The sequence below is a fragment of the Arthrobacter glacialis genome, from assembly GCF_002909415.1.
Lineage (GTDB): Bacteria > Actinomycetota > Actinomycetes > Actinomycetales > Micrococcaceae > Specibacter > Specibacter glacialis.
The window spans coordinates 80002-105659 of the sequence record NZ_PPXB01000002.1; the positions used below are offsets into that span (position 1 = coordinate 80002).

Below are 25658 nucleotides of genomic sequence, written 5' to 3' on the forward strand. Positions count from 1 at the left end.
ACACCTCAGCTTTTTACGTCTTTGGAACACCGGAGTATTTGGGTGCTTGCAACACTTGTCATCGGCCTGCGTGAAGGTCTTGAGGCCGCACTGATAGTGGGCATGATTGCTGCTTTTCTGCGCCGCAATGGCCAGCCCCTCAAGCCCATGTGGCTCGGTGTTGGCGCAGCAGTACTCCTGAGCGCCCTGGTGGGCATCACCTTGGAACTGATCTCCGCGGCACTCCCCCAGCAGCAGCAAGAAGCCATGGAAACGGTCATCGGCGCCGTGGCGGTGGTGATTGTGACCTTCATGATCCTGTGGATGAGCAAGAATTCGCGCTCCATGAAATCCACCCTGGAGGCCCATGCCGGCTCTGCCTTGAAGGGCGGCTCGGTGTTTGCCTTGGCCGGCATGGCCTTTTTGGCAGTGCTGCGCGAGGGTATTGAAACGGCTGTCTTCATGGTGGCCGCTTTCCAGTCATCGTTGAACCCGCTGAGCGCCGGGCTGGGTGCGCTGCTGGGCCTGGCCATCGCCTCCGGTGTGGGGTTCCTGCTGTTCCGCGGGGCCATCAAGCTCAACCTCGCCAAGTTCTTCAAGGCCACGGGCGTGTTCCTGGTGTTCGTCGCCGCCGGGCTCGTCATGAAGTCCCTGCGCACCGCCCACGAAGCCGGCTGGATCAACATCGGCCAGGACATCACCGTCAACCTCGCCTGGCTGGCCCCCCACGGCAGCGCCCGGGCAGCCATCCTCACCGGCGTGTTCGGCATCCCGAACGATCCCCGCGTGGTGGAGCTGCTGGGCTGGGCCCTGTACTTGATCCCCATGCTGGCCTTCATCCTGTGGCCGCGCACCTGGCGCCCCAGCGCCGCCTCCTTGCCGCGCCTGCAATTCATCGCTGCCGGAACGCTCACCGTTGCCGCCCTGGTGCTGGTTTTGGCCGCCCCTGTGGCCATTCCCAGCGCCCCCTCGGCAACAAGTACGACGCCGTTACGTTCGTCTGCGGGGCAGCCGGCGGGTTCGCTGCGGCTCGCCCCAGGGGACGGAAAAACCCTCGTGGTGACCTCCGCGGACGGCACCGAAGCCAGCTACGAGCTGACCAGCCACGGCACCGAGTCCCATGCCGGACGCACCGCCACCGTCTCCACAGCAGCCGCCTCCAACGCGACGGAGGCCGAGCCTGCCAAGGTATCAGCAGACATGCTGAGCGAGCTCAACGGCGGCAGGATGCCGGTGGGCATCAGCCCCGCCAAGAACCCCGGCCCCTTCGCCGCAAGCTGGAACCACAAGGGCAGCATCACCGTGTGGCTCGTCAACCACCAAGTGATCGACGCCGTGAACACCCAGGGCGCAACCCTGACATTGAGCGGGGGCGGCTTGGCCACCTCCCGCACCATTGCCGTTGCGGGCGAAGGCGGCTGGCATGTGCCCGAAAAGCATGTCACCGCCGCCGTCACCGAACTGAGCAGTTTTGAATCCGCTGCGGCTGAGAACGTCCTGTGGTCTCGCTACCTGCCTGCAGTGTTCCTGGTGGCCGCCCTGATGCTGCTTGTCACGGCCCGGCGCAACCGCCGCCAGCTGCTCATCACGGCACCCTCACCCTAATTCCGTACCACCCACCCCTGGCGCCCCGCGCGCCAGCCACTTGGTGCTCCCCTTTTTTTGCACACACCCTCCCCTCCCCTCTTGCCAAAGGACACACATGTCTTCCTTGCCCACCCGCACCCTGCGCTCCAAGACTGCAGTACTGCTCACCGGGGCAACAGTGCTCGCCCTCTCCCTGGCCGCGTGCGGCAGCGCAACACCCCAGGGCCAGGCCGGTGCCGCCAAGGGTGGCGCCGCACCCGTCAGCAATGGCGCCGCCCAGATCGCTGTCAGCGTTGAAAAGGTCAACGGCGACGAGCAGTGCGTCCCGGACTTCTCCAACGCCCCTGCGGGACCCGTCACCTTCACCATCTCCAACAAGGACGCCTCCGGTGTCAGCGAGGTGGAGCTACTCAGCGACAAGCGCATCCTGGGCGAACGTGAAAACGTCATTCCGGGCCTGAAGGCCGTCAGCTTTACCGTGACGCTGGCAGGTGGCGAGTACCAGCTGTACTGCCCAGGCGCCGTCACCGAGTCCAAGGCGTTTACCGTCAGCGGTGGCGCCGCAACGGCAGCCGCCAATGGTGTCAGCGAAAAGTTGATGGAGGGCACCGACGGCTACGCCAAGTACGTTTCCGGCCAGGTGGACAGCCTGGTGCTGGCCGTCGCAGCCCTGCAAAAGGCCGTTGACTCCGGCGATGTTGCCGCCAGCCAGAAGGCTTATGCCCAGGCGCGCCCGTTCTTTGAGCGCATCGAACCGGTGGCGGAGAGCTTCCCCGATCTGGACCCCGCCCTTGACTTGCGTGTGGCCGACGTCGAGCCCGGGACCGAATGGACAGGTTTCCACCCACTGGAAAAGGACCTCTTTGAGGCCAAGGCCATCACGGAGAAGTCAAAGGCCCTTGCCGCCGGCATTGTGAAGAACGTGGGCACCCTGAAGACGCTCACGGCCGAGCTGGAAACCAAGGGCTCCTACAAGCCCGAGGAACTGGCCAACGGTGCCAGCGGCCTGCTCGAGGAAGTCCAGTCCTCCAAGATCACCGGTGAGGAAGAGGCCTACTCCAAGCTGGACCTGGTCGATTTCGCCGCCAACATTGAGGGCTCGCAGCAGGCGTTTGAGTACTTGAAGCCGGCCCTGAAAGACATTGACGCAACGCTGAGCGAGCAGATCACCACCCAGTTCGAGACCGTCAACACCGCCCTGGCCGGGTACAAGGATGCTGGTGCCCTGGGTGGTTTCAAGGCGTACACGGAAGAGCTGAAGAAGTCCGACGCCGCCAAGCTCACGCAGTTGATCCAGTCGCTGCAGGCACCGTTGGCGAAGATTTCCGAGAAAGTGGCGACTGTCTGATGACCGAGCCCACGGAGCCGACGGCTGGGGTTTCGCGCCGGAAATTCTTTAGCGGATCCGCAGCCCTGGCCGGTGCGGGCGGCATGGCCCTGGGGGTGGCCGGCGCCCTGGCATCAGGTGCCGCCGCCTCCGCACCCACCGAGCCCGTGTCCGATGTGGAACGCATGGCGGCGCGGGCCACCCTGTCCTACCCGTTTTATGGGGAGCACCAGGGCGGGATCGACACTCCCCCGCAGGACCATCTGGTGTTTACGGCCTTTGACGTGACAGCCACGAGCCCCACCGAGCTGCAATTGGTGCTGGCCAAATGGTCGGCGGCCATGGCCGAGATGACATCCGGTGCGCCCGTGGGCAAGGTGGAGCCGGGCCGGGAACAGGCCATTCCCGGGGACACCGGTGAGGCCACCGACATGGGGCCGCAGGGCCTGACCCTCACCTTGGGTTTTGGGCCGTCCCTCTTCGATGACAGATTTGGCCTGGCCCCGTTCAAGCCCGCCGACTTTGCCCAGCTGCCAGCCATGGCCGGGGAGTCGCTCGACCCGGCCCTGACCGGCGGGGACCTGTGCATCCAGGCCTGTGCCAACGATCCGCAGGTGGCGTACCATGCGGTGCGCAATCTGGCGCGCATGGCACGAACCATGGTCAAGACCAAGTGGACTGTCCTAGGTTTTGGGCGCGCCTCCGCCGGAGCAAACCAAACCACGCCACGGAATTTGATGGGTTTCAAGGACGGCACCCGCAATGTCAAGGACGCCGTGGATCTTGATGCGCATGTGTGGGTGGGCGAGGAAGCCGGTCAGCCGTGGATGGTGGGCGGAAGTTACCTGGTGGCCCGCAAGATCCACATGCTCATTGAGACCTGGGATGAGGACACTATTGGGGATCAGCAGAGCATCTTTGGCCGCACCAAAGGCGAGGGCGCACCGCTGTCAGGGACCAGGGAACACGACGTGCCCGACTTTCACGCGACGGTTGCCGGGGCGCCGGCCATTGCACCGGATTCCCACATTGCCTTGGTGGCCCATGAAAACAATGGGGGCACCAAGATCCTGCGCCGCGGCTATAACTTCACCGACGGGCTCGACGCCGTGGGCCGGTTGGACGCCGGGTTGATGTTCCTGAGTTTCCAAAAGAACCCCGAACAATTCGCCACTTTACAGCGCAAATTGGGCAGTTCCGACAGGCTCAATGAGTACATCCGCCACGTGGGATCGGGTGTTTTTGCCGTTCCGGCAGGGCTCCCCGCGGCAGGAAGCTACTACGGCAAGGAATTCTTCGCCTAGGCCGCAAGCACCAAAAGCTGCGGCGCCCCAGCCTGATGGTTGGGGTGCCGCAGCTTTTTTGTGCGGATCTACAGTTGTGGCGCCACAATCACGTTGGTGCCAGCTTCGGTGAACGCGGTGAGCTGCTCCGGGGTGATGCGGGAATCCGTAATCAGGTTGCGGAAATCGTGCTCCTCCATGGTGGCGAAGGCACGCTTGCCGATCTTGGAGGCGTCAGCCAGGATGTAGGCCTCCGAGGCCCGCCGGGCCATGCGGGAATTCACCGAAGCCTCGCCCTCATCATTGGTGGTGGGGCCGGCACCGGGCTCAATGCCGTTCACACCAATGAAGGCGAAGTCCAGGGCCACCCGCTGCAAAATCGAGTCGGCGTAGGGTCCCACCAGCTCGTAGGAGCGCGGGTTGACAATGCCACCGGTGACCATGATCTTAAAGTTGGGCCTGATGGCCAGCTGCGCCGCAATGTTAATGGCGTTGGTGACCACAGTCAGTGTTGGCCTGTTGGATTGCACCATCAAGTCTTCGCGGGTGGAGAGCACCTGCGCCAGCGCTGTGCTGGTGGTTCCACCACACAGCCCAATAACTGCACCCTTGGGGATCAGGGCACTCGCGGCGTGCGCAATCTGCTGCTTTTCCTCGGCAAAATCGTCACGGTTGTACCGGCCCGGCAAGTCATAAGAAACAGAACCACTCGTTGCACCGCCGCGGGTACGCGTCAGCAGGCGCTCGTTGGCCAAGGAGTCCAAATCGCGCCGTGCCGTTGCCGGGGAAACGCCCAGCTTCTCCACAATCTCATCGACCTCCACATGGCCGTCGGCGGCCAGGATGTCCAAGATTGCAGTGAGTCGTTCAGTTCTGTTCATGTGTTTCTCCCCGTGACGGCCAGCGGCCATCGCGTTTAGTTATCCGATTTCCCGGCGCCGGCAAACAAGTCCAGCAACCGTGCAACTTCAGGGACCAGGGCCGTGCGTCCGGCACCCAAGTACTTACGTGAATCTACTACAGCCGGGTTGGCATCTAGGTACTCGCGAACGGCGCGCGTAAAGAAACCGTTCAGGTGGGTGGAGACGTTGATCTTGGTCATGCCTGCTGCGATGGCTGCCACGATCATCTCATCCGCCACGCCGGAGGAGCCGTGGAGCACCAACGGCACATCCAAAGCTGCCTTCAACTCGGCAATGCGCAGCAAATTCAAGGCCGCGCTGCGCTCCGTCATGGCGTGCGAGGAGCCCACGGCAACAGCCAGGGCATCCACACCGGTTGCTGCCACAAAGGCTGCCGCTTCGGTGGGATCCGTCAGCACGCCCGGCGCATGGGCACCATCCTTGCCGCCGACCTTGCCCAGCTCGGCTTCAACGTAGACGCCGCGCGCGTGGGCGTAGGCTGCCACGCGGGCCGTGACCTCAACGTTTTGCTCGTACTCAAAGTGCGCGCCGTCATACATGATGGAGCCAAAACCCAAGTCCACGGCCTCGTAGGCCAGCGCCTCATCCTCGGCATGGTCCAGGTGCACGGCCACCGGAACGCTCGCTCGCCGGGCTGCCGCCAACGTTGCCGCAGCCACCGGCTCCAGTCCGCCATGGAACTTGGCGCAGTTCTCCGAGATCTGCAAGATGACCGGGCGGCCCGCAGCCTCGGCTCCGCCAATCAATCCCTCAATGGTTTCCAAGTGGATCACGTTGAACGCGCCCTGGCCAATGCCGGCCGCAGCGGCCAGGTTCATGATGTCGCGGGTGTTTGTCAAAGCCATGAAAGATGTTCCTTAGTGGTCTGTGATGATGAGTTGTTGGGCCAGCTCGTTGTACTGCGGGGAAATCTCCCCGGCGCCTGGCATGAGCACAGCTGCTGCGCTCCACGAGGTGGCGGCGCGCAAAATCTCGCGCAAGTCTTCAACCCCGTTGGCAAGGGCGACGGCGGCAGCACTCACCGCTGCGTCGCCGGCACCTGTGGGGTTGCCGCTCAACGGTGCGGGCAATTTTGCCTGGAGGTACCGGCTGGGGGCGTCGGCACTGAAGGCGAGCATGCCTTCCTCACCAACACTGACCAGCACGCGCTTGGCACCCAAATCCATCAGTTTGCGGGCGGCACTGACAAGGTTGCTCTCGCCAACGGCTTCCATCAACTCGTGGTTGTTGGGTTTGAGCAGGTCTGCACCGGCCTTGGCCGCGGCCAGAATGCCGCTTCCGGAGGTGTCAACGATGGCCGGCACTCCCGCGGCGTGGGCCAGGGCCACCAGGGCCGGGTAGAAGTCGGCGGGCGCCTGCTCCGGGAGGGAGCCCGAACCGACCAGCACGCCCGGCTTGCGCACGCCGTCGGCCGTCTGAACGCCGGCCAGGTTATCCACGACGGCGGCGGCAAGCGCCTGCCATTCGGCGCCGCTCAGGGCAGGACCCACCTCGTTGAAAATGCTGGTGGTGTTGCCGTGCGCGGTGTCCACGAGGGCAATGGTGCGCCTCGTGGCAGCGCTTACCGGGACAAGGTGGTGCAGGATCCCGGCTGCCAGCAGGTCCGCACGCAACTGCTCCCCCGCCGGGCCGCCAGCCGTGGCAATCGCGAGCGTTGGGTGCCCCAGCTGGTGCGCCACGCGGGAAACGTTCAGGCCCTTGCCGCCGGCCCGGTACAGCGGGGTGGGAACACGGTGGGAGGAGCCCAGATGTACGCCATCCACCGTGTACGTGACGTCAACAGCCGGGTTGGGGGTGACGGTGAGGACTACATTGTTGGCGCTCACGCCTGCTTCTTCCCCGGCGCCAGGGATCCGGCACTGAGGCTGCGTGCCTTCAACGCTGATCCAATGAGTCCGGCATTTTCACCCAGGGCAGCATGAACATAGCGGGGGCGGCGGTGGAAGGTCAGGAGTTCATCCACACGTGCCGCCAGCGGCTCAAAGAGTGCAGGGCCGGCCATGGACAGGCCGCCGCCGAGGACTACTGTTTCGGTGCCCAGGATGGAAACGCATTGTGCAATGCTGAAGGCCAGTGCGTGGATGGCGTCATGCCAGATGGTTTTTGCCGCTACATCCCCTGCCGCGGCGAGGGCGATGACTTCGCGTGCACCGTGCACAGCTTCTCCCGTAACTTCTCCATACCGGCGCGCAATGGCACCGGCGGATCCCAGAGATTCCATGATCACGAGGCTGCCATCCGGGCCTGGCACCATGGCGTGGCCGATCTCCCCTGCGTAACCACCACCGGCGATTCGCTTGCCGTCACACAAAATCGCTCCGGCAATACCGGTGCCGATGACCAGGATGAGCACGTCTTTTTCGCCCGCGGCTGCCCCCAAATGGAATTCAGCTTCACCGGCCATGCTGACGTCGTGGCCAAAACCGACGGGCAGGCCCAAGGCCTGCTCCAACGTTGCCGTGAAGAGGAAGTCGCGCCAGCCCAGGTTGGAAGAGTAGATGCCGATGCCGGCATCCTCGTCCACAATGCCCGGAACGGTGACGCCCACGGCGCCGATAGTCAGCTCCGGGTGGGCTGCCCGGTACTCGGCCGTCAGCTCAACAATCCTGGCGCAGACGCTCTCCCCGGAGCGGGCGCCGTCGAGCGGTGTTGGATGGCGTTGCAGATCGCGCACCTCAACCTCACCGTGGCTTAGATCGCCCAAGATCATGCCCACCTTCATGTCGGTGCCGCCCACGTCAAAGGCCAGTACGGCGTCGAGCATAGGGACGTCGGTGGCAGCGTTGGCGGGCAGCGTTTCGGATTCGCCCGCACGGTTTATCAAAGTATTCATGAAGGTAATTTCTTTGTAGAAGGCAAATACCGGTGGCACTATCTGGTGCGGACCCGCTGTTCATGGACAAACATCAGGCACGCCACTTCGCAGGGAGGTGGCGTGCCTAACATTTTAGCCAGAAATCCGTCCAGACCGGCGATTGGGCCCACAAGCCCGAGGGCCCCGTTTCAAGTCGCGTCAGCGGCTTGAAACGGGAGGACTTGGGGACTAGTCGCCCAGGATGACCGAGCGGGTGAGGTTGCGCGGCAGGTCCGGGTTCATGCCGCGGGCACGTGCGCGCTCCAGGGTGACGCGGTGGACGCGGGCCAGTTCGGCCAGCGGGTGCACGGTGGTGTTGATGTACAGCGCGCCGGTCTTGACCATGTCGCGGTCCAGGCCCTCGGGCTGCTCGCCAAACATCCAGGTGACGCGGTTCGGGGCGGCGATGGAGATGGGGCCGTGGCGGTATTCCTTGGCCGGGTAGGACTCGGTCCAGCCCTGCACGGCTTCACGCATCTTCAGGCCGGCCTCGTGCGCCAGGCCTACGGTCCAGCCGGTGCCCAGGAAGGTGAACTGCTCGGCGTCGATCAGTTCCTGCTCCACGGGAGCGATAACACTGGCCTTGGCATCCTCGACGGCGTCGCTGAGGTCAACGCCAATGCTCGTCAACAGGTAGGTCAGTGCCGTAGTGGCGAAGCGGGTCTGCACCACTGACTGCTCATCGGCGTACGGCAGTTCCACAATGGCGTCTGCCAGGGTCATGATCGGGGAGGTGATGTCACCAACCAGGGCAACTGTGCGCACAGTGCCCTTGATGGCCGTGAGGATTTCCAGCACCTCTGTGGTGGTGCCCGAACGGGTAATGGCAACCACTGCGTCGTAGCCGCGCTCGGCGCCAAGGAATGCCTCAGAAGCGGCGAACGCGTCGGTGACGCCTTTTCCTGCCGCCTCACGGGCTGTGGCGTAGCTCTGGGCCATGAACCACGATGTACCGCAACCAATCACTGCCACGCGCTGCCCATCGGCAGGCAACAGGTTCTCACTCTTTGCCTGGGCAATTGCCTGAGCCCATACTTCGGGCTGGCTGGTGAGCTCAGCATCCATAAAGGGGCCAAGTTGGGTGTTTTCGCTCATGCTGCGCATTCTCCTTGTTTAGCGGCTTCTGGTGACACATTCTTCTGGCCTCCAGAAGCTCTCCGGGTTGTGCACCAGCCTAGCACATAATGATTACAACGACCATGAAAACGTCACTATCAATCACTTGTACTCCAGCGGCGGATGAGCCACCTCGGGCCGGGGGTCACATTATTTCCACCCTCGAAATAGAGAGTGCCCACTGGACACGATCATGTAATGTTATCCATAACAGTGTGAGCTGGATCATGTTTAGTCCAATAAACGCTGAAATTCGCATCACCAATCAAGTGCGCAGACCGCCACTTGGACCGCAAAAAGTTATTCAAGGAGCTCTTGATGTCACTCGCTCGACACCAACGCAAGTGGTTGGGGATAGGGATCGCCGGCGCCGTCATGGCTGGCACCATCGTCCCCCTCGCTGCGGCCATTCCTGCCGTCGCGGCAGACGGAACGGCGGTGATCTCCTCGGCAACACTCTCCGTTGAGGTCTCCACCGCGTTCCCCCAGGCGTTGAAATACACGCTCGCTGGAAAGACCATGACAGGCGCCACCGCCGTCGCCACCAAAATGCGCATCAATGGCACTGACCAGAACGTCACCGTGACATCCGCGCTCAACGTCAGCGGCAAGTCGATCGACTACAACATCACGGTGCCCGGCATGGACGGCGTGACCATGTTGGCCAGGCTCTCCGTGGATAAGAACGTACTGACGTTCAACATCACCGAAATCAAGGAAACCGGCACTGGGCGGGTCAACCGCATCCAGATCATGGATCAGGACCTGGTCACCCTCTCCTCCACCGAGGCCGGAGCCTCCGTGGCCTCGGCAGTGATCTCCACCGACCGCGCCATCTCCGGTGACACCATCACCGCCGTGAACGCCGCAACAGCAATTGACGCAGCCGCGAAGACGTCCATGATGGCCATTGCCAACAACGCCAATCTGGCCGCCGGCTTTGAGAGCAACTCGCTGTACGACGGCGCCTGGTCCCCCGAGGACAACGCCCTGGCAGCCACCGAGAAGGGCCGCTTTTGGCGCCAGGTCAAGGCCGACGGCGTCAACAAGAAGGTGGGTATCTCCTCCGGTGCCTGGCTGTACCGAGCCAAGGACTCCACCGAAACCGAGCCCCTGCCCGAGGCCAAGGTCATCATCACTCTTGACGCCAACGCTGATGGAACTGTCAACTGGCAAGACGGCGCCATCGCCTCCCGCGATGTTCAATACAAGCCCAAGGGTTGGGAAGATGTGAAGAACCGCGTGGTTCAGAACATCCCGTTCAACTTTGCCAGCCAGGCCACCAACCCGTTCCTGCGCACCCTTGACGACGTCAAGCACACCGCTTTGGCCACGGACGGCCTGGGCCAGTACTCCCTGTTGAAGGGTTTCACCTCGGAAGGCCACGACTCGGCCAACACCGACTTCAGCGGCAACTGGAACGAACGCGCCGGCGGCATCAAGGACATGAACTCGCTCCTGGTGCAGGCCAAAGAATACGGCGCAACGTTCACGGTGCACATGAACAACACCGAGGCGTACCCGGAATCCAAGGCCTTTAGTGACACCTTCATCAAGCAGCCTCCCGGAAAAGGCTGGAACTGGCTCGAACAGTCCTACTACATCGACCAGCGTCGCGATGTCCTCTCCGGTGACCAGAACGCGCGCATTGCCGGTCTCGATGAAGCCGCCGACGACAACCTGACCGCGAACTACATTGACGTGTACTACGAGTCCGGCTGGATCGGTGAGCGCCTCCAGCGCAACATCATGGACAACGGTTTCTCTGTTTCCTCCGAGTTCGCCAACTCCATGGTGCGCAACAACACCTGGTCCCACTGGGCAGTTGATGAAAAATACGGTGGATCCACGCTCAAGGGCTGGAACTCGGAAATCATCCGCTTCGCCCAGAACACCCAGCGAGACATCTGGAACCCGGACCCCCGCCTGGGCACCCAACACATCATTGAGTGGCAGGGCTGGACCGGCCAGAACGACTACAACGCGTTCCTGAAAAACGTGTGGGACAACAACGTCCCGGTAAAGTTCCTCCAGCAGCAGGAAATCAAGACGTGGACGCCCGCGGCGATCACGCTCGAGAACAACCTGAGCGTGACGGGAACATCGCTGGAGAACCGCATCATCACCCAGAAGGGTGTGAAGGTCCTTGAAGGACACAACTACCTCTTGCCGTGGGCCAGCGAAATGGTGGAGTTCGGCGAAACCGCCACCAATGACACCAACAAGCAGACCAAGCTGTACAACTACAGCCTCGCCGGTGGAGCCCAGACATGGACCCTGCTGCCGGAGTTTGCGAACCAGACCACTTTGAAGCTCTATGAGCTCACGGACCAGGGCCGCAAGTTGGTCGGCGACGTGGCCGTCACCGGGGGCAAGGTCAACTTGAACCCGAAGGCCAACACGGCCTACGTTTTGGTACCCACCACACCGTTGGCCACCACGCCCGCCATTTCCGCCTCTGAAACTGTTCTCCCCAACGCAAGCACCAACTGGGGTTACGGCATCGGAGTCAACGATCCCGGCTTCAACTCCGGCACCCTGGCCGCATGGAACCCGCAGGGCAATGTGACCCTGGAGCGTTCCGCCAAGGGCCTGACGTCCGCCCGCTTGGGGGACGGTGCTTCCAGCGTCACCCAGACTCTGGGCGCGCTCACCAAGGGCACCTATTCCGTCAGCGCATGGATTGAAATCGATCCAACACTGGCCAGCGTGGAGAAGTTCCCGCGCGGCAAACGTGACACCACGCTCAGCGCCACTGTTTCCGGCTCTCCGGCAGTCACCAACACGCTCACCTCTTCGAGCCTGTTCAACACTGTTGCCGCAGACCAGAAGAACCGCACCTACAGCCAACGCGTGAGCGTTCTGGTTGATGTGAAGAACGACGGCGACAAGCCCGTTCTGAAGATCTCCACCGGTGCGGGCACCACTGCCGTCCTGGTTGATGATATTCGTGTGGTCAAGACCGCAAAGGTCACGGCAGCCAACGTGGGCCAGGGTGGCGCCACTGGTGTGGTTCTTGCCGAAGACTTTGAAAACGTTGACCAGGGCTGGGGCCCGTTCGTCAAGGGCAATGCAGGCGGCAACACCGACCCGCGCACCCACCTGGCCCCGATTCATGCACCGTTCACTCAAAAGGGCTGGAACGGCAAGGTCATGGATGACGTTTTGAACGGCAACTTCTCCTTGCACGCCCATGAGGAAAACAGCGGCCTAGTGTACCGGACCACTCCGGCAACAGTGAAGTTCACCCCCGGCCACGATTACGAAATCGCCTTCAACTACCAGTCAACCAAGGCCAATGAGTACTCCTGGGTTGGTGGCTACGACGGCGCAGCCGGAGCGGTCCAGACCCAGTCCACCCCGTTCCCGGCACAGTTTACAACCACCCGCTGGGTGCAGAAATTCACGGCCAGCGCTTGTGGCGACAGCTACGTTGGTTTGCTGCGCACAGGTTCCACAGCATCAGATCTGTCTCTGGACAATCTGCTGGTCCGCGACCTGGGTGTATCAACAACCACCCCGGCCTGCGCCCAACTGTCGCTGGGTCAAACCGGACCCATCATTGAACAGGGCACTGACAACGAGTTCACCACTACCCTGGTGTCCAACGAGCCGGCACCCGTCTCCAACGCTGCGGTCTCCCTGAATCTGCCGGCGGGCTGGACGGCAACGCCCACCACCTCGGCAACCGCCGCAACACTGGCACCAGGAGCAAAGCTCATCACCAAGTGGAATGTTTTGGCACCGGCCTCCGCCGACGGCAACTACAACATCACGGCCAACTCCGTGTACACCACCACTGTTGATCCGATCGGTGTGCGCAAGGCTGAATCCATCCTGGGTGTTTACACCATGCCGCACCCGCCCACCGTTGACACCTTTGCCTCCGACATGCAGTGGATCGGCACCCCCGCCAACGGTTGGGGACCTGCCGAGAAGGATCTGACCAACGGTGAGCAGGGCGAGAAGGACGGCCCGGCCCTCATGCTTGACGGCAAGCCCTATGCCAAGGGCCTGGGCGTTCACGCAGCGTCAACCATCAAGTACTTTGTTGGTGCACAGTGCTCAAGGTTCACTGCCGTCATTGGCATTGATGATTTCCAGGCAACCCGCGGATCTGTGATCTTCAAGGTTCTTGGCGACGGCACTGAACTCTACAACTCCGGCATCTTGACAGGCGCCTCGGCGGCGCTGCCGATCAACGTTGACCTGAAGGGCGCCAAGTACATCGACCTGGTGGTTGACGCCAACGGCAGCAACGGAAATGACTGGGCTGACTGGGCAGATGCCAAGTTTGCGTGCTCCGATGATGCACCCGCGATCGCTCTGGCCCCCGTGGTCAGCCCCGCCGGACCTCTGGAGCAGGGCAAGTCCTACACAGTCACCGTTGGTGATTTGAAGGCCGCCACGGAGGCCACGTTCTCCCTAGGCACCACCGTGCTGGGCAAGGCCACAGCAACTGCGGCTGGCGTTGCCACCTACACCTACAAGGTTGCCGCCGATGCAGCTTTGGGTGCCGGCACCATCAACGTTGCAGGCACTGACAGCAACGGGAAAGCAGCCACAGGTTCTGTGGCTGTCAGCATTGTGGGCGCTCCGCCTGCTGCGCCCACCAAGGACAGCTTCGCGTCCGACCTTCAGTTCGTGGGCACGCCCGTGAATGAATGGGGACCTGTTGAGCGCGACCTGAACAACGGTGAAGATGCCGCCGGTGACGGAACTCCCATCACCATTGACACCAAGGTCTATGCGAAGGGACTTGGCGTTCACGCCGATTCCAGCATCAGCTACTACCTTGGCGCCCAGTGCACCACCTTCAGTGCAGTGGTTGGCATTGATGATGCGAAGCTGACCAAGGCCCACCGCGGCAACGTGGTCTTCACAGTGGTGGGAGACGGCAAGACCCTTGCCACCTCACCGCAGCTGACTGTTGACAGCGAAGGCTACAAGTTCAATGTTGATGTCACGGGTGTCCGCTACATCGATTTGAACGCTGCCAAGATCAAGGTTGCCGGTTTGAACGGTGACGAGTGGGCTGACTGGGCAGATGCCAAGTTCAGCTGCAGCACAACGGTTCCGACCGCTACGCCGTCAGCAACACCGTCGGCCACACCGAGTGCGACGCCTTCGGCCACGCCGAGCGCAACGCCTTCGGCCACGCCGAGCGCAACGCCTTCGGCAACGCCGAGCGCAACGCCTTCGGCAACGCCGAGCGCAACGCCGAGCGCCAGCGGCACGCCGTCGACCGTTCCCACCAACACCGCCAGTGGCAGCGTTAGCGATGCAACTGTGGCAGCGGGCGGGAACCTGACCATCACGGGGAAGAACTTTAAGCCCGGCACCACGGCAACGTTCACGCTGCACTCGGAGCCGGTCCTGTTGGGCACTTCGGTGGTTGCGGCAGATGGCACAGTCACCTTGACCACCCAGCTGCCCGCCAACGTACCTGCTGGCGAGCACATGGTAGTCATTGCCGGCACCAGCGCCGAGGGCAAATCAGTGGAGGTCAGCATTGCACTGACAGTCACCGGCAGCGGTGCCAGCCAGCCCGCCACCGCGGGGGCAGCCACAACAGCCGCAACCGCAGATGACCTGGCCAGCACAGGCGCCAACGGGGTCCTCCCGATCCTGGCCTTTGCGTTGCTGGCCTTGTTTGCAGGAGCGGCAACCATCTTGGTTCGCCGCCGCCGCAGCCATGGCTAAGCGGTAGCTCCTGGCAACTGACCCGCAGTAGTGGTCGAAAATCTCCCCGAAACGGGCTATTTTCAGCCACTACTGCGGGTTACTTGTTTTTGCAGGGACGCGCCCCCGCACGGACCCCCGCGCAGCACATGGCACCGCATGGCATCGCATGGCATCGCGACCGTTTCTGCTGCGGCGCCCCGTTCCGCTTTCTGCACCCCGTTAACGGGGCGCCAGAAGCGGAACGGGGCGCCTTTTTCGTGAGCCCCGGCGGATCGTCACTTGTTCCCGCCCCGTGCTCGTGATGCCAGCCTGTGGATACCTTAAAAAGTTGTCCACAGATCCGGTTTTGCCCCTGTTGCACCACCGCACGCAATGGCACGCTGAATGGCATGGGCACACCACGCTTGATCCGGGCAGCCGACTTTGAACGCATCGGCCAGGACCCGCGCGAACTCGCCAAACTCACCAACAAGGGTGAACTGGTCCGCCTTCGCCGTGGCATCTATGTTCGCTCGAAAGACTGGGCTGATTTGGATCCGTCCTCGCGATACGGGCTGTGGGCTCTGGCATTCCAATGCCTCACCGATGCCGCACCGATCTTCTGCCACGCGAGCGCAGCCCTTGTGTGGGGACTGTGGATACTGGGAACACCCAGGAGGTTGCATGTCCTCACGGCTTCGACCGATGGTGGGCGCAGCCGAAACACCATCGAGCGTCACCGCGGCCAGATGAGCACCGGCGTGGTCCAATGTGGGCCTGTCCTGCTGACGGACAAACTGACCACCACCATGCAACTGATCTCCTCCCTGCGGTTCCCGTACGCTGTCGCTGTCTGTGATTCCAGCCTGCACACGGCCCGGGAGCCCAACGGCACCAACCTCTTCACGCGTCCCGGAGACCTGGGCGGGGTAAATCAGGAATGTTCATGGTCCAACGAGGTGCCCCAGGGCCAGCCCCTGGTGGTCAACGAGCTGCTGGCTGCAGCCAGCCTCCTGCCCTCACGGGCCGCCCGCCAAAGGGCCACGGCAGTCATCGAATTCAGCTCCGGGCTCTCCGGGTCCGCCGGCGAATCACTGAGCCGAGTCCGGATGCATGAGTTGGGCTTCCCTGCCCCTGTTCTGCAGCAAAGGTTTGTGCTGCGTGAGGGCAACAACGCATTCGTGGACTTTTGGTTCAAGGAGCAACAGACGGCCGGAGAATTTGACGGATTGGGAAAGTACCTTCGTCAAGATTGGGGCGGCGGTTTGTCCCTTGAGCAACGGATCATGGCCGAAAAGAGGCGGGAGGACCAGATTCGTGCCCAAGGTGCCAGGTTTGTGCGGTGGACCTGGGCGGAAATGATGGACCGTGATTGCTTCCAGCTGCTGCTCCGGCAAGCGGGCCTCCCACAGAAGTAGATGAACGGCGGCGGAGCACGCAACAACGGCGCCCGTTCCGCTTCTGGCACCCGGTTGACGGGGCGCCAGAAGCGGAACGGGGCGCGTTCTTCACATGGTGCAGCCATCCAGAGGCGGAACGGGGCGCGTTGTTCGTGCAAACGGGCCGCTACACCTCGCGGAGCCCTGCACGCCACACGGCGGCCGTCATGGGAATGCCGGGGCGGTACGCCAAATGGGTGGCCGAGGGCGCCTTGAGCATGTGCAGGTCCGCCCGGTGCCCCACGGCGAGTGAGCCAACGGCCCGCTGCCCGTCCTCATCGGCACCCGATTCCCGGCCCAGGGCCAGCGCTCCCCCATACGTTGCAGCCCGAACTGCCTGATGCACGCTCAGACCCATCTGCAGCACAGCCGTTGTCACACAAAACGCCATGGAAGAGGTGTAGGAGGTGCCCGGATTGCAATTCGAGGCAATGGCAATCTGCACCCCGGCATCCACGAGTTGCTTGGCGGGGGCCAGCGGCGCCCGGGTTGATAAATCACAGGCCGGCAGCACTGTGGCCACTGTCCCCCGCACGCCACGACTGCCGGAAGGCGCAGCAGCATCCCAGCCGGACCACGAATCCGACAGCAGGGCAACATCGGCATCGCTGAGGTAGTTCACGTGGTCCACGCTGGCCGCGCCAAACTTCACGGCAAGCTTCACGCCGTCGCCGTGGCCCAGCTGGTTGCCGTGAACACGCAGCCCCAGCCCGGCATCGCGGCAGGCAGCAAGCACCGCTGCGGACTGCTCCGGGTTGAAGGCGCCGCGCTCACAAAACACGTCGGCCCAGCTCACGTACGGCCGCACGGCGTCGAGCATCTCTGTGCACACCAGCTCTGTATACGCGTCGGCGTCCATGCCCGCCGGGACCAGATGGGCACCCAGAAAAGTGACCTGATCGGCCACGGTGGAGGCGATCCGGGCGCTGCGCCGCTCATGCTCCACATCCAGGCCGTATCCGGTTTTAGTTTCCAAATACGTGGTGCCCTGCGACACCGCCTCCGCCACCCGACCCATCGCCATGCGGGTGAGGTCGTAGTCGCTGGCCGCTCGGGTGGCGTTCACCGAGACGGCAATCCCACCGGCACTGTAGCTCTCCCCCGCCATGCGCGCCTCAAATTCGGCCGTCCGGTCTCCGGCAAAGATCAGGTGGCTGTGCGAGTCCACCCAGCCCGGCAGGACGGCCCTGCCTTGCGCGTCGGTGGCGGTGTCGGCGGCGGGCGCGTGCACGGCGTCGCCAATCCACGCAATCCGCTCCCCCTCCAGCACCACCGCCGCATTGCGCCGGGTGCCCTGCTCGTGGTCCTGCGTCATCAATTCACCGATGTTGGTGATCAGTTCACTCATGCCCTTAGAGTACGACGCCGGAGGGCCGGGCCGGGTGCCTGCGCTGCGGTGGGCGTCTGGCATGGCAGACCCGGCCCTGTTCTGTGGGGCTCCTCCATGCAATACTGCTGGGGTGAACCAACACCTTGAGCGTCCCGGAACTGCCCTGTTGATCATCGACCTGCAAAAGGACGTGCTGGCACAGTGTGTTGACACGACCGGGGTGCTGGCCCGCACCGCTGTGCTCATTGGCCGGGCGCGTGCGTCGCAGCTTCCGGTCATCTTCGTCCAGCACGAGGAGCCGGACATGCCCCGGCACAGCAGCGGCTGGGAGCTGGACCCCTCCCTGCCCGTGCAGCCGGGCGACGCGCTGGTGTTCAAGAGCTACCGGGATTCCTTCGAGGACACCACACTCGCTGCGGAGCTGGCGCGCCTGGACGTGGGCAGGCTCATCGTGGCCGGCGCGCAGTCCGACTACTGTGTGCGCACCACGGCCCACCGCGCGGCCATCGAGGGCTACGACCTTGTCCTGGTCAGCGACTGCCACACCACCGAGGACACCGAATTTGGCGGGGTTCCGGTGACGGGTGAACAGATAGTGGCGCACACCAACCAGTACTTCAGCGGACTTGACTACCCGGGAGGCAGCTACGGCATCGCCACGCACCTTGCGGTGGCGCTGGCCTAGCCGGCAGCAAAACTGCCAGCCAACAGCATAACCGCCGGTGTCCGGCATGGCAGACACCGGCGGCAGGGGTCGTCTTGCGGCTGGGGGCGCCCAGAGCGGACAATGGATTTCATGACTGCCGTTTCCCTGTTGGCCTTTGCCGGCCTGTGCCTCATGCTCGCCCTGATTCCCGGCCCCGACACCTTTCTGGTGCTGCGCATTTCCCTGAACCGTGCCGGCGCCGGCATTGCCGCCGCCACCGGATCAGGCGTGGGTGCCCTGGTGTGGGCCGCCTTGGTGGGCGTTGGCCTGGCGGCCATCCTGGAACAGTCGGCCGAAGTGTTCCGGTGGCTGAAGATTGCCGGTGGGCTGTACCTGCTCTACCTGGGCGTATCGTCCTTTTTGAAAGCCCGGAAGGCAGCCAAGGAAGGCATGGCCGCCGGACATGACGGCCAGCAACCGCTGCGCTACAGCACCAAGGCGGCCTTTGGCTCGGGTTTGGTCTCCACGCTGCTCAATCCCAAGGTTGGCCTCTTCTACTTGGCCGTGGTGCCACAGTTCATTCCGCACGGCGGCAACACCCTGGCCATGGCCATGGTCCTGGGCCTGACCCTGGCCGTGATCGGCACCCTGTACCTGACAATCATCGCGTTTGTGGCGTACAAGGCCATGAAATGGCTGCGCAAACCCAAGGTCAACACGCTCATTGAACGCATCAGCAGCGGCATCCTTGCCGTGCTCGGTGTGGGTGTCATGGCCTCCGGCGCCACGAGCTAGGACCTAGTCTAGGCTGGCTCGTTGCGGGCTCAGCGCCGCCGCGAGGGCGGCATCACCTGCTGCTGGCTCCCCCGTGAGAAGCCCGGCGGCCACGGTGGCCAGGGCGGCCGAGGTTTGAATGCCGTAACCGCCCTGTCCGGCCAGCCAAAAGAAGTCAGGCACGGAGCCGTCGAAGCCCACCACCGGCAGGCCGTCCGCCGGATGGGTGCGCAGCCCCGTCCATGAACGTTCGACGCCGGTAATCCCCAAGCTGGTCACGGCGTTGATGCGATGGATGAGTTCGGCGATGTCCGCCGCCGCCACGTGAGCGTCCCCGGGCTCGGTGGGCACGGACTCGCACGGGGAGATCAGCAGGTGCCCGCCGTCGGGCCGGTAGTAGAAGGACTCGTCGGCGGGCTCCACCATGGGACCGGCAGGGTTGGCCGGCGTCGTGGTGGAAACTATGGCCACGCTGCGCCGGTGCGGGACCAAACCGCGGGGGCGCACCCCAAACACGGCGGCAACCCGGTCAGCCCAGGCCCCGGCAGCGTTCACCACAATGCCCGCAGTGATGGTGTGCTCCCCCGCCACCACCGCAAAACCGTGGACCAGCCCACTTGCTGCGGTGACGGGCGCCTCCGTCAGCAGCACGGCACCGGCGGCCTCGGCCTGGCTGCGGTAGAACTCCACGAGCGCCGGCACATCCACCTCCATGGCCGTGTCATCCAGAACGGCAGCCGCAAACGTCTCCGGGCGCAGGTCGGGGCTGAGCTTCATGGTTTCACCGTGGCCCAGCGGCACCAAATTCGCATTCCCGGCAGCCAAGGCGTGAACCTCTGCCTCGGAGCCCACAGTGATCAGCGGCCGGGGCTTGAGAATGGGCGCAGCCAGGCTGGCGGAAATCTCACGCACCATGGCAATGCTGCGCCGGGTCAGTTCCTGGATGGGTGCCGGGCCGTAGCTTGGCTGCATCTGTCGGGCCGACCGCGAGGAGCTGTGAAACGCCAGGGACGCCTCGGCCTCCACCACAACCACCGACACCGACGGGGCCAACCGCCAGGCCAGGGACAGTCCGGCAATCCCGCCACCAATGATCAATACCTGCGCATCCATGGCGCCATCTTGGCACACTGTGCGCCGCCACCGCCAACTCGCGACGGGCACATAGACTATAAGGAATTCCAAGCTTGCCCACTACTTCCCCTGCAATTCCCACGCACAAAGAGAGCCCATGAACAGTTGTTGCAGTCCTGCCGGCCGACCCGAACTTCACGCTCACACCCCAGCGGCCCCGCAGACGTTTTTGCTCAGTGTTCCACCGCGCACGGCCGGCGCCGCTCTTGCAGAGGTCTCCATTCCGGCGGGCACTTTTGCCATGGGTGATCCATTTGATGAGGGGTACCCGGCCGACGGCGAAACCCCCGTCCACCAGGTTGATGTGTCCGCCTTCAGCATCGACACCACGGCCGTCAGCAACGCCTCCTTCGCAGCGTTCATTGACGCCACCGGCTACCGGAGCGAATCGGAGCTTTACGGCACCTCGGCCGTATTCCACCTGGCCGTGCAGGCTCGGAAGACCGATATTTTAGGGCCCGCTGCTGGTACACCCTGGTGGCTGAATGTGCGCGGCGCAGACTGGGCACACCCGGCCGGGCCGCTGTCATCGTGGCAGGACATCCCCAACCATCCCGTCACGCAGGTCTCCCACACGGACGCCCTGGCTTACTGTGCCTGGGCGGGGCGGGCCCTGCCCACCGAGGCCCAGTGGGAGTACGCGGCCCGGGGCGGACTGGAGCAAGCCCGCTACCCGTGGGGCAATGAACTGCACGGCACCGATCCGGCCGGCGGACTTGTGCATAACTGCAATATTTGGCAGGGCACCTTCCCCACCGAGAACACGCTCGACGACGGTTTCCTCACCACGGCACCCGTCGACAGCTTTGAGCCCAACGGGTACGGGCTGTACCAAACCAGCGGGAATGTGTGGGAATGGTGTGCCGACTGGTTCCTGCCCAAGTACTACAAGGGCTGCCTCGCCAAGGGCACCATGATGGATCCCGAAGGACCCACCGTGGGACGTGGCCGCGTCATGCGCGGCGGTTCCTACCTGTGCCACGACTCCTATTGCAACCGCTACCGGCTGGCCGCTAGGAGTTCGAACACCCCCGACTCTGCCAGCGGCAACCTGGGGTTCAGGACAGTCGCGGCCTAGCTTCTGCCCCGTCCGTCCCCGAACTGTGACGCACTTGTTGCTATGGAAAGCGCTTACTTTCCTCGATTTACAGCAACGACTGCGTCACAGACGGGGGGCGGAGTTTGGCACGAGGGTGAGAATGGTGGCGTCGTCGGCCACCTCGCCAATGCGGCCCTGGTGAACGCGCAGCTCATGCAGCAGCCCCAGCGCATCGGCGGTGTTGCTGGTGCGGGCCAGGAATTCCGCAGGTCCCGCCACCAGGCCAAGGTCGACGGCGCGCCAGGCTCCGTCGGTGGCCATCACCATGAGCTCGGGCGCACCCAGCTGCACCACATGGGCGTGGTCCGCCGCTTCGGCCTCGCGCCGTGCCACCCAGAGCCGGCCGGGGGTGTTGCGCAACTCCCTATCAAGCTTGAGTTGTGCCAGCCGTTCGGCCGGTTCGACGGCGCTGATCCCCGCGTCGGCGAGCTCGGCCCGCACCAGGTGGGTGGCGCCGTCGGACGTGCGCACCACAACTGTGCAATCAGCCAGGCTCGCGATTTCCACGCCGTAGTCATTGAGCTGGGCCACGGACAGGGCCGCGCTGGGGAACCTGACATGCTCGTCCCCCACCAGGGCTGCGGCCGTGGCGTCAATAGCGGCCAGCGCCCCCGTGATGAGTGCCCGCGCCCCGTGCCGGTCATGGGGCGCCTTGGCCAACACGGCGGTCAGCTCATGCGCCAGCCACTGCGGATTCGAGGCCGCCGGCAGCCCCAGGGGTTCCAGCAAGGTGGTGGCCCCGTCAATAATCCAGGCATTGGGGCCATTGAATCCACAGCTGTCCTCAATGACGTGGGCGTCGCCCTCAAACTGCACGCGCGCACGGATGTCCCAGGCAAAAGTCATGGTTTCATCTTGCCATGGGGACGCACTTTGCCGCTGCGGACACTGAGTCCTGAACCTATGCGTGGAACCCAGGTCGAGTTCTGCGCATAAACACCTATGCGCAGAACCCACCGTGGGTTCTGCGCATAAGTTCCGGCCATGACGCCGTCTAAAGCAGCTGCCGCCTATTTGGTCCCGCGGGCGGCGACGAACGCGCGGACGCAGGCTTCGACGTCGTCGGCGCTATGGGCTGCCGAGAGCTGCACGCGGATGCGGGCTGCACCGCGCGGAACAACCGGGAAGCTGAACGCCGTGACGAACACGCCGTGATCCAGCATGGAATCAGCCACGCGGGCAGCTTCCACAGCGTCACCAAACATGACCGGGACAATGGCGTGCTCGCCGGGCAGCAGTTCGAAGCCTTCCTCGGTCATGCGGCTGCGGAACAAGTTGGCATTCTCGAACAGGCGCGTGCGCAGCTCGCCGGAGCCCGCCACCAGTTCCAGTGCCTTCAGGGTTGCCGCCACGATGGCCGGTGCCAGCGAGTTGGAGAAGAGGTACGGGCGGGCCTTTTGGCGCAGCATGGCGACGATCTCGCCGCGGCCGGCAACGTAGCCGCCGGATGCCCCGCCCAGTGCCTTGCCGAAGGTGCCGGTGTAAATGTCCACACGGTCCGAAACTCCTGCGTGCTCGGGGGTGCCTGCTCCGGTGGCGCCCATGAAGCCCACGGCGTGGGAGTCATCGACCATGACCAGGGCGTCGTACTTGTCGGCCAGATCGCAGATGGCTTCCAGCGGGGCCAGGAAACCGTCCATGGAGAAGACGCCGTCGGTGACGATGATGGTGCGGCGGGCACCTGCGCCATCATTCATGGCAGCCGCTGCCTGCAGCTGGGTTTCCAAGTCCGCCATGTCCTGGTTGGCGTAGCGGAAGCGGGCGGCCTTGGACAGGCGGATGCCGTCAATGATGGAGGCATGGTTCAGGGAGTCGGAGATGATGGCATCCTGGGCCCCGAACAGGGACTCGAACACGCCACCGTTGGCGTCAAAGCAGGACGAGAAGAGGATGGTGTCCTCGGTGCCCAGGAATGCGGAGACTGCCGATTCCAGCTGCAGGTGCAGGTCCTGGGTGCCGCAGATGAAGCGGACGCTGGCCATGCCGAAGCCGCGCTCGTCCATGGCTGTCTTGGCGGCGTCGATAATGGCGGGGTGGTCGGCCAGGCCAAGGTAGTTGTTGGCGCAGAAGTTCAGCACGGGGGCTGTGGCGCCGTCGAGCGGGCCGGCCTGCACGTGGCTGGACTGGGCGGAGGTGATTTGGCGTTCGGTCTTGAACAGGCCGGCGGTGCGGATCTCTGCCAGCTCGGCGGTGAGCGCATCTTTCATGGCGGTGTACATGGGACTCCTTGGGTACGTGGGGGAAGGTGCGGACGACGGCGGAAGGTTGGCTCCCGGCGTCGTGCTGGGAAAGATGGAGGTGCTAGGAGAAGACTGACCAGTCAAGGACAACTTTGCCGCCGCGGCCGGACTTGGCTATTTCGAAGGCCTGCTCCCATTCTGTGGCGGGCAGGACGTCTGTGACAACACCGGCGACGGCTTTGCGCAGCACGGGGTTGGAGGAGAGCATGGCGCTCATGGCGTACCAGGTCTCAAACATTTCGCGCCCGTAGATGCCCTTGAGGGTGAGCATGTGGGTGACAACCTTGCCCCAGTTGATGTCGATGGCTGAGCTCGGCAGGCCCAGCATGGCGATGCGGCCGCCGTGGTTCATGTTGTCGATCATCTCCGGCAGGGCCGTGGGGTGGCCGGACATTTCCAGGCCGATGTCGAAGCCTTCACGCATGCCCAATTGCAGCTGCGCTTCCTTCAGTCGGGTGGTGGCGACGTTGACGGCCAGGTCGGCACCCATGGCGGCGGCCATGGCCAGGCGCGGTTCGGAGACGTCTGTGATGGCGATTTTGCGGGCACCGGCGTGGCGGGCGACGGCGATGGCCATCAGGCCGATGGGTCCGGCACCCGTGATGAGCACGTCCTCGCCGACCAGGCCGAAGCTCAGCGCCGTGTGGACGGCGTTGCCCAGCGGGTCAAAGATGGCGCCCAGTTCGGGGGTGATGGAGGGGTCGTGGTGGACCCAGACGTTGGATTCGGGGATGACCACGTACTCGGCAAACGCGCCGTCGCGCTGCACGCCCACGGAGATGGTGTTGATGCACATGTGGCGCCGTCCCGCGCGGCAGTTTCGGCACATGCCGCACACCACGTGGCCTTCGCCGGAGACCTTGTCCCCCACCTTGACGTCATTGACCTCGGCACCCACTTCCACCACTTCACCGTAGAACTCGTGGCCCGCAATGAGGGGGGCGTTGATGGTGGCCGCAGCCCAGGCGTCCCAGGCCAGGATGTGCAGGTCGGTGCCGCACAGGCCAGTGGTGGCAACCTTGATTTTGACGTCCCGCAGACCGGTTTCGGGTTCGGGGCGTTCAACGAGTTCGAACCCGGCGTGTGCTCCGGACTTGTACAGTGCTTTCATGGCGGGCAATCCTTTGGTGGTGGTGTGCTTTCCATTACAGCCGCCAAAACCGTTTAGCACAATCGATAATTTCTCCACTGACGATTAAGTATTTGCTAAATGGTAGTGTGGTGGCGTGGAACTTCATCAACTTCAAATGCTGCGTGAACTGGGCGAACTGGGCAGCGTCAAGGCCGTGGCCGAGACCTTGTCCGTCACCTCCTCGGCCGTATCCCAACAAATTTCCCTGCTGCAACGCCAGGTGGACACCCCGCTCACGCGCAAGGACGGGCGCAACCTGGTCCTCACCGAGGCCGGCCAGGTACTGGCGGATGCCGGCGCCGATGTCATCAACGCGATGGCCAAGGCGCACGCGGCGATCGGGGCGTACCAGAGCGACCGCCACGGTTCGGTGTCCATCTCCGGCTTCCACTCCGCCGGGCAGGCGTTGTTCGCACCGCTGGTCAGCCGGCTGGCCCAGATGCGGGCACCCTCTTCCGGCGCGGGGACGGATGGCGGCCGTACGGATGGCAGTACCGATGCCGCGGACGACGGCGGCACCCCGGCGGGACTGCCGGGGTGCGGTGCGCCGCGGGTCAGGTTGAGCGATGAAGACGTGGCCCAGCACGACTTCCCGGCGCTGTGCGCGAAGTATGACCTAGTTCTTGCACACCGGATGGACCACAGCCCGCCCTGGCCCGAGCAGCAGATCAAGGTCATCCCGCTGGCCCATGAACCCCTGGACGTGGCCCTGGCGATTGACCACCCCTTGGCGGGGAAGGAAACCCTGACCCCGGCGGATGTGGTCAACTATCCCTGGGTCACCAGCCGCAGCGGGTACTCCCCCGCGGATGTGCTGGTGGCGGTGGGTGCCATGGCGAGCATGCCCGTGAATGTGGTGCACAGGATCAACGACTACTCGACGGTTGCGGCACTCGTGTCCACGGGCGATGTGATTGGCCTGCTCCCCCGGTACACCTCAAGCCCGGCCCTGAATTCCGGCGTCGCCCTGCGCCCACTGGCCGGGATCAACACCAAGCGGCGCATCGATTTGCTGGTGCGCCCGGAAAACCTGAAACGCGAATCCGTCATGATGGTGGCCAAGGCGTTGGCGGAAGTCATGGCGGAGCTGACCGGCGACTAATTTCGACAGGCTCAATCGCCGGTACCACA

Annotated in this window: 19 protein-coding genes; 9 read left to right on the top strand and 10 right to left on the bottom strand. The window is 63.8% G+C overall.

Features of this window, described 5'->3' with window-relative positions; translation table 11 throughout:
* Positions 1 to 42 precede the first annotated feature (42 nt).
* The 3 genes from efeU to efeB all read left to right on the top strand — a co-directional run bounded on the left by efeU (position 43) and on the right by efeB (position 4197).
* On the top strand, positions 43 to 1584 hold the full coding sequence (efeU, locus tag CVS28_RS02495; protein ID WP_103480517.1) for an iron uptake transporter permease EfeU: 1542 nt from the start codon (positions 43 to 45) through the stop codon (positions 1582 to 1584).
* 97 nt (positions 1585 to 1681) lie between these two features.
* Complete coding sequence (gene efeO, locus CVS28_RS02500) at positions 1682 to 2914, top strand: iron uptake system protein EfeO (RefSeq protein WP_103480518.1); 1233 nt, start codon at positions 1682 to 1684, stop codon at positions 2912 to 2914.
* Positions 2914 to 4197: an iron uptake transporter deferrochelatase/peroxidase subunit gene (gene efeB / locus CVS28_RS02505; protein WP_103480519.1), complete on the top strand. Its 1284-nt coding sequence runs from the start codon at positions 2914 to 2916 to the stop codon at positions 4195 to 4197. The genes efeO and efeB overlap by 1 nt, the downstream gene beginning before the upstream one ends.
* A 68-nt stretch (positions 4198 to 4265) precedes the next feature.
* Here the strand turns inward: efeB and CVS28_RS02510 are convergent, their stop codons facing one another.
* From CVS28_RS02510 to CVS28_RS02530, 5 genes are all read right to left on the bottom strand, one after another.
* Positions 4266 to 5057 (bottom strand): DeoR/GlpR family DNA-binding transcription regulator, encoded by a 792-nt coding sequence (locus CVS28_RS02510; protein ID WP_103467438.1) that lies wholly within the window; start codon positions 5055 to 5057, stop codon positions 4266 to 4268.
* A 35-nt stretch (positions 5058 to 5092) separates the two neighbouring features.
* Positions 5093 to 5944, bottom strand: coding sequence for a class II fructose-bisphosphate aldolase (locus CVS28_RS02515; RefSeq protein ID WP_103480520.1), 852 nt, complete (start codon positions 5942 to 5944; stop codon positions 5093 to 5095).
* A 12-nt stretch (positions 5945 to 5956) separates the two neighbouring features.
* A complete protein-coding gene (locus CVS28_RS02520) occupies positions 5957 to 6925 on the bottom strand; it encodes a 1-phosphofructokinase family hexose kinase (RefSeq protein WP_103480521.1) in 969 nt (322 codons plus the stop codon).
* The gene (locus CVS28_RS02525; RefSeq protein ID WP_243399651.1) at positions 6922 to 7932 is read right to left on the bottom strand and encodes an ROK family protein; all 1011 of its coding nucleotides are present in this window, start codon (positions 7930 to 7932) and stop codon (positions 6922 to 6924) included. Before CVS28_RS02525 ends, CVS28_RS02520 begins: the two co-directional genes overlap by 4 nt.
* A 210-nt stretch (positions 7933 to 8142) precedes the next feature.
* Complete coding sequence (locus CVS28_RS02530; protein ID WP_103480672.1) at positions 8143 to 9048, bottom strand: SIS domain-containing protein; 906 nt, start codon at positions 9046 to 9048, stop codon at positions 8143 to 8145.
* A 339-nt stretch (positions 9049 to 9387) separates the two neighbouring features.
* Here CVS28_RS02530 and CVS28_RS02535 point away from each other — a divergent pair, with 339 nt between their 5' ends.
* Together CVS28_RS02535 and CVS28_RS02540 are read left to right on the top strand one after the other, a co-directional pair.
* Complete coding sequence (locus CVS28_RS02535; RefSeq protein WP_103480522.1) at positions 9388 to 14772, top strand: endo-alpha-N-acetylgalactosaminidase family protein; 5385 nt, start codon at positions 9388 to 9390, stop codon at positions 14770 to 14772.
* 371 nt (positions 14773 to 15143) lie between these two features.
* Complete coding sequence (locus tag CVS28_RS02540; protein WP_103480523.1) at positions 15144 to 16151, top strand: type IV toxin-antitoxin system AbiEi family antitoxin domain-containing protein; 1008 nt, start codon at positions 15144 to 15146, stop codon at positions 16149 to 16151.
* Between the two features lie 148 nt (positions 16152 to 16299).
* Here the strand turns inward: CVS28_RS02540 and CVS28_RS02545 are convergent, their stop codons facing one another.
* The gene (locus tag CVS28_RS02545; protein ID WP_103480673.1) at positions 16300 to 17520 is read right to left on the bottom strand and encodes an amidohydrolase family protein; all 1221 of its coding nucleotides are present in this window, start codon (positions 17518 to 17520) and stop codon (positions 16300 to 16302) included.
* A 112-nt stretch (positions 17521 to 17632) separates the two neighbouring features.
* Here CVS28_RS02545 and CVS28_RS02550 point away from each other — a divergent pair, with 112 nt between their 5' ends.
* Both CVS28_RS02550 and CVS28_RS02555 read left to right on the top strand, forming a co-directional pair.
* The gene (locus CVS28_RS02550) at positions 17633 to 18187 is read left to right on the top strand and encodes an isochorismatase family protein (protein WP_243399652.1); all 555 of its coding nucleotides are present in this window, start codon (positions 17633 to 17635) and stop codon (positions 18185 to 18187) included.
* A 111-nt stretch (positions 18188 to 18298) separates the two neighbouring features.
* Entirely contained in the window at positions 18299 to 18943 is a 645-nt protein-coding gene (locus tag CVS28_RS02555) for a LysE family translocator (protein WP_103464440.1), read from the top strand.
* A gap of 3 nt (positions 18944 to 18946) precedes the next feature.
* Here CVS28_RS02555 and CVS28_RS02560 read toward each other — a convergent pair whose 3' ends face one another.
* A complete protein-coding gene (locus CVS28_RS02560; protein WP_103464406.1) occupies positions 18947 to 20035 on the bottom strand; it encodes an NAD(P)/FAD-dependent oxidoreductase in 1089 nt (362 codons plus the stop codon).
* 118 nt (positions 20036 to 20153) lie between these two features.
* On the opposite strand from CVS28_RS02560, the gene CVS28_RS02565 reads away from it, so the two are divergent.
* Positions 20154 to 21134, top strand: coding sequence for a formylglycine-generating enzyme family protein (locus CVS28_RS02565; protein ID WP_103480524.1), 981 nt, complete (start codon positions 20154 to 20156; stop codon positions 21132 to 21134).
* A gap of 84 nt (positions 21135 to 21218) precedes the next feature.
* On the opposite strand, the gene CVS28_RS02570 is transcribed toward CVS28_RS02565, so the two are convergent.
* The 3 genes from CVS28_RS02570 to tdh all read right to left on the bottom strand — a co-directional run bounded on the left by CVS28_RS02570 (position 21219) and on the right by tdh (position 24506).
* Complete coding sequence (locus CVS28_RS02570) at positions 21219 to 22001, bottom strand: hypothetical protein (protein WP_103480525.1); 783 nt, start codon at positions 21999 to 22001, stop codon at positions 21219 to 21221.
* A gap of 164 nt (positions 22002 to 22165) precedes the next feature.
* Positions 22166 to 23374, bottom strand: a complete 1209-nt coding sequence (locus tag CVS28_RS02575) for a glycine C-acetyltransferase (protein ID WP_103464403.1) — start codon at positions 23372 to 23374, stop codon at positions 22166 to 22168.
* A gap of 82 nt (positions 23375 to 23456) precedes the next feature.
* Positions 23457 to 24506, bottom strand: coding sequence for an L-threonine 3-dehydrogenase (gene tdh / locus CVS28_RS02580; RefSeq protein WP_103464402.1), 1050 nt, complete (start codon positions 24504 to 24506; stop codon positions 23457 to 23459).
* Positions 24507 to 24621: 115 nt separating this feature from the next.
* On the opposite strand from tdh, the gene CVS28_RS02585 reads away from it, so the two are divergent.
* Positions 24622 to 25629: a LysR family transcriptional regulator gene (locus tag CVS28_RS02585; RefSeq protein ID WP_103464401.1), complete on the top strand. Its 1008-nt coding sequence runs from the start codon at positions 24622 to 24624 to the stop codon at positions 25627 to 25629.
* The last annotated feature ends 29 nt before the right edge of the window (positions 25630 to 25658 follow it).

What these genes read in the sequence shown, in the direction of transcription:
- efeO (WP_103480518.1), top strand. Translation starts at nt 1,682, where the DNA reads ATGTCTTCCTTGCCCACCCGCACCCTGCGCTCCAAGACTGCAGTACTG.
- efeB (WP_103480519.1), top strand. Translation starts at nt 2,914, where the DNA reads ATGACCGAGCCCACGGAGCCGACGGCTGGGGTTTCGCGCCGGAAATTC.
- CVS28_RS02510 (WP_103467438.1), bottom strand. Translation starts at nt 5,057, where the DNA reads ATGAACAGAACTGAACGACTCACTGCAATCTTGGACATCCTGGCCGCC.
- CVS28_RS02515 (WP_103480520.1), bottom strand. Translation starts at nt 5,944, where the DNA reads ATGGCTTTGACAAACACCCGCGACATCATGAACCTGGCCGCTGCGGCC.
- CVS28_RS02525 (WP_243399651.1), bottom strand. Translation starts at nt 7,932, where the DNA reads ATGAATACTTTGATAAACCGTGCGGGCGAATCCGAAACGCTGCCCGCC.
- CVS28_RS02530 (WP_103480672.1), bottom strand. Translation starts at nt 9,048, where the DNA reads ATGAGCGAAAACACCCAACTTGGCCCCTTTATGGATGCTGAGCTCACC.
- CVS28_RS02535 (WP_103480522.1), top strand. Translation starts at nt 9,388, where the DNA reads ATGTCACTCGCTCGACACCAACGCAAGTGGTTGGGGATAGGGATCGCC.
- CVS28_RS02540 (WP_103480523.1), top strand. Translation starts at nt 15,144, where the DNA reads ATGGGCACACCACGCTTGATCCGGGCAGCCGACTTTGAACGCATCGGC.
- CVS28_RS02545 (WP_103480673.1), bottom strand. Translation starts at nt 17,520, where the DNA reads ATGAGTGAACTGATCACCAACATCGGTGAATTGATGACGCAGGACCAC.
- CVS28_RS02555 (WP_103464440.1), top strand. Translation starts at nt 18,299, where the DNA reads ATGACTGCCGTTTCCCTGTTGGCCTTTGCCGGCCTGTGCCTCATGCTC.
- CVS28_RS02560 (WP_103464406.1), bottom strand. Translation starts at nt 20,035, where the DNA reads ATGGATGCGCAGGTATTGATCATTGGTGGCGGGATTGCCGGACTGTCC.
- CVS28_RS02565 (WP_103480524.1), top strand. Translation starts at nt 20,154, where the DNA reads ATGAACAGTTGTTGCAGTCCTGCCGGCCGACCCGAACTTCACGCTCAC.
- CVS28_RS02570 (WP_103480525.1), bottom strand. Translation starts at nt 22,001, where the DNA reads ATGACTTTTGCCTGGGACATCCGTGCGCGCGTGCAGTTTGAGGGCGAC.
- CVS28_RS02575 (WP_103464403.1), bottom strand. Translation starts at nt 23,374, where the DNA reads ATGTACACCGCCATGAAAGATGCGCTCACCGCCGAGCTGGCAGAGATC.
- tdh (WP_103464402.1), bottom strand. Translation starts at nt 24,506, where the DNA reads ATGAAAGCACTGTACAAGTCCGGAGCACACGCCGGGTTCGAACTCGTT.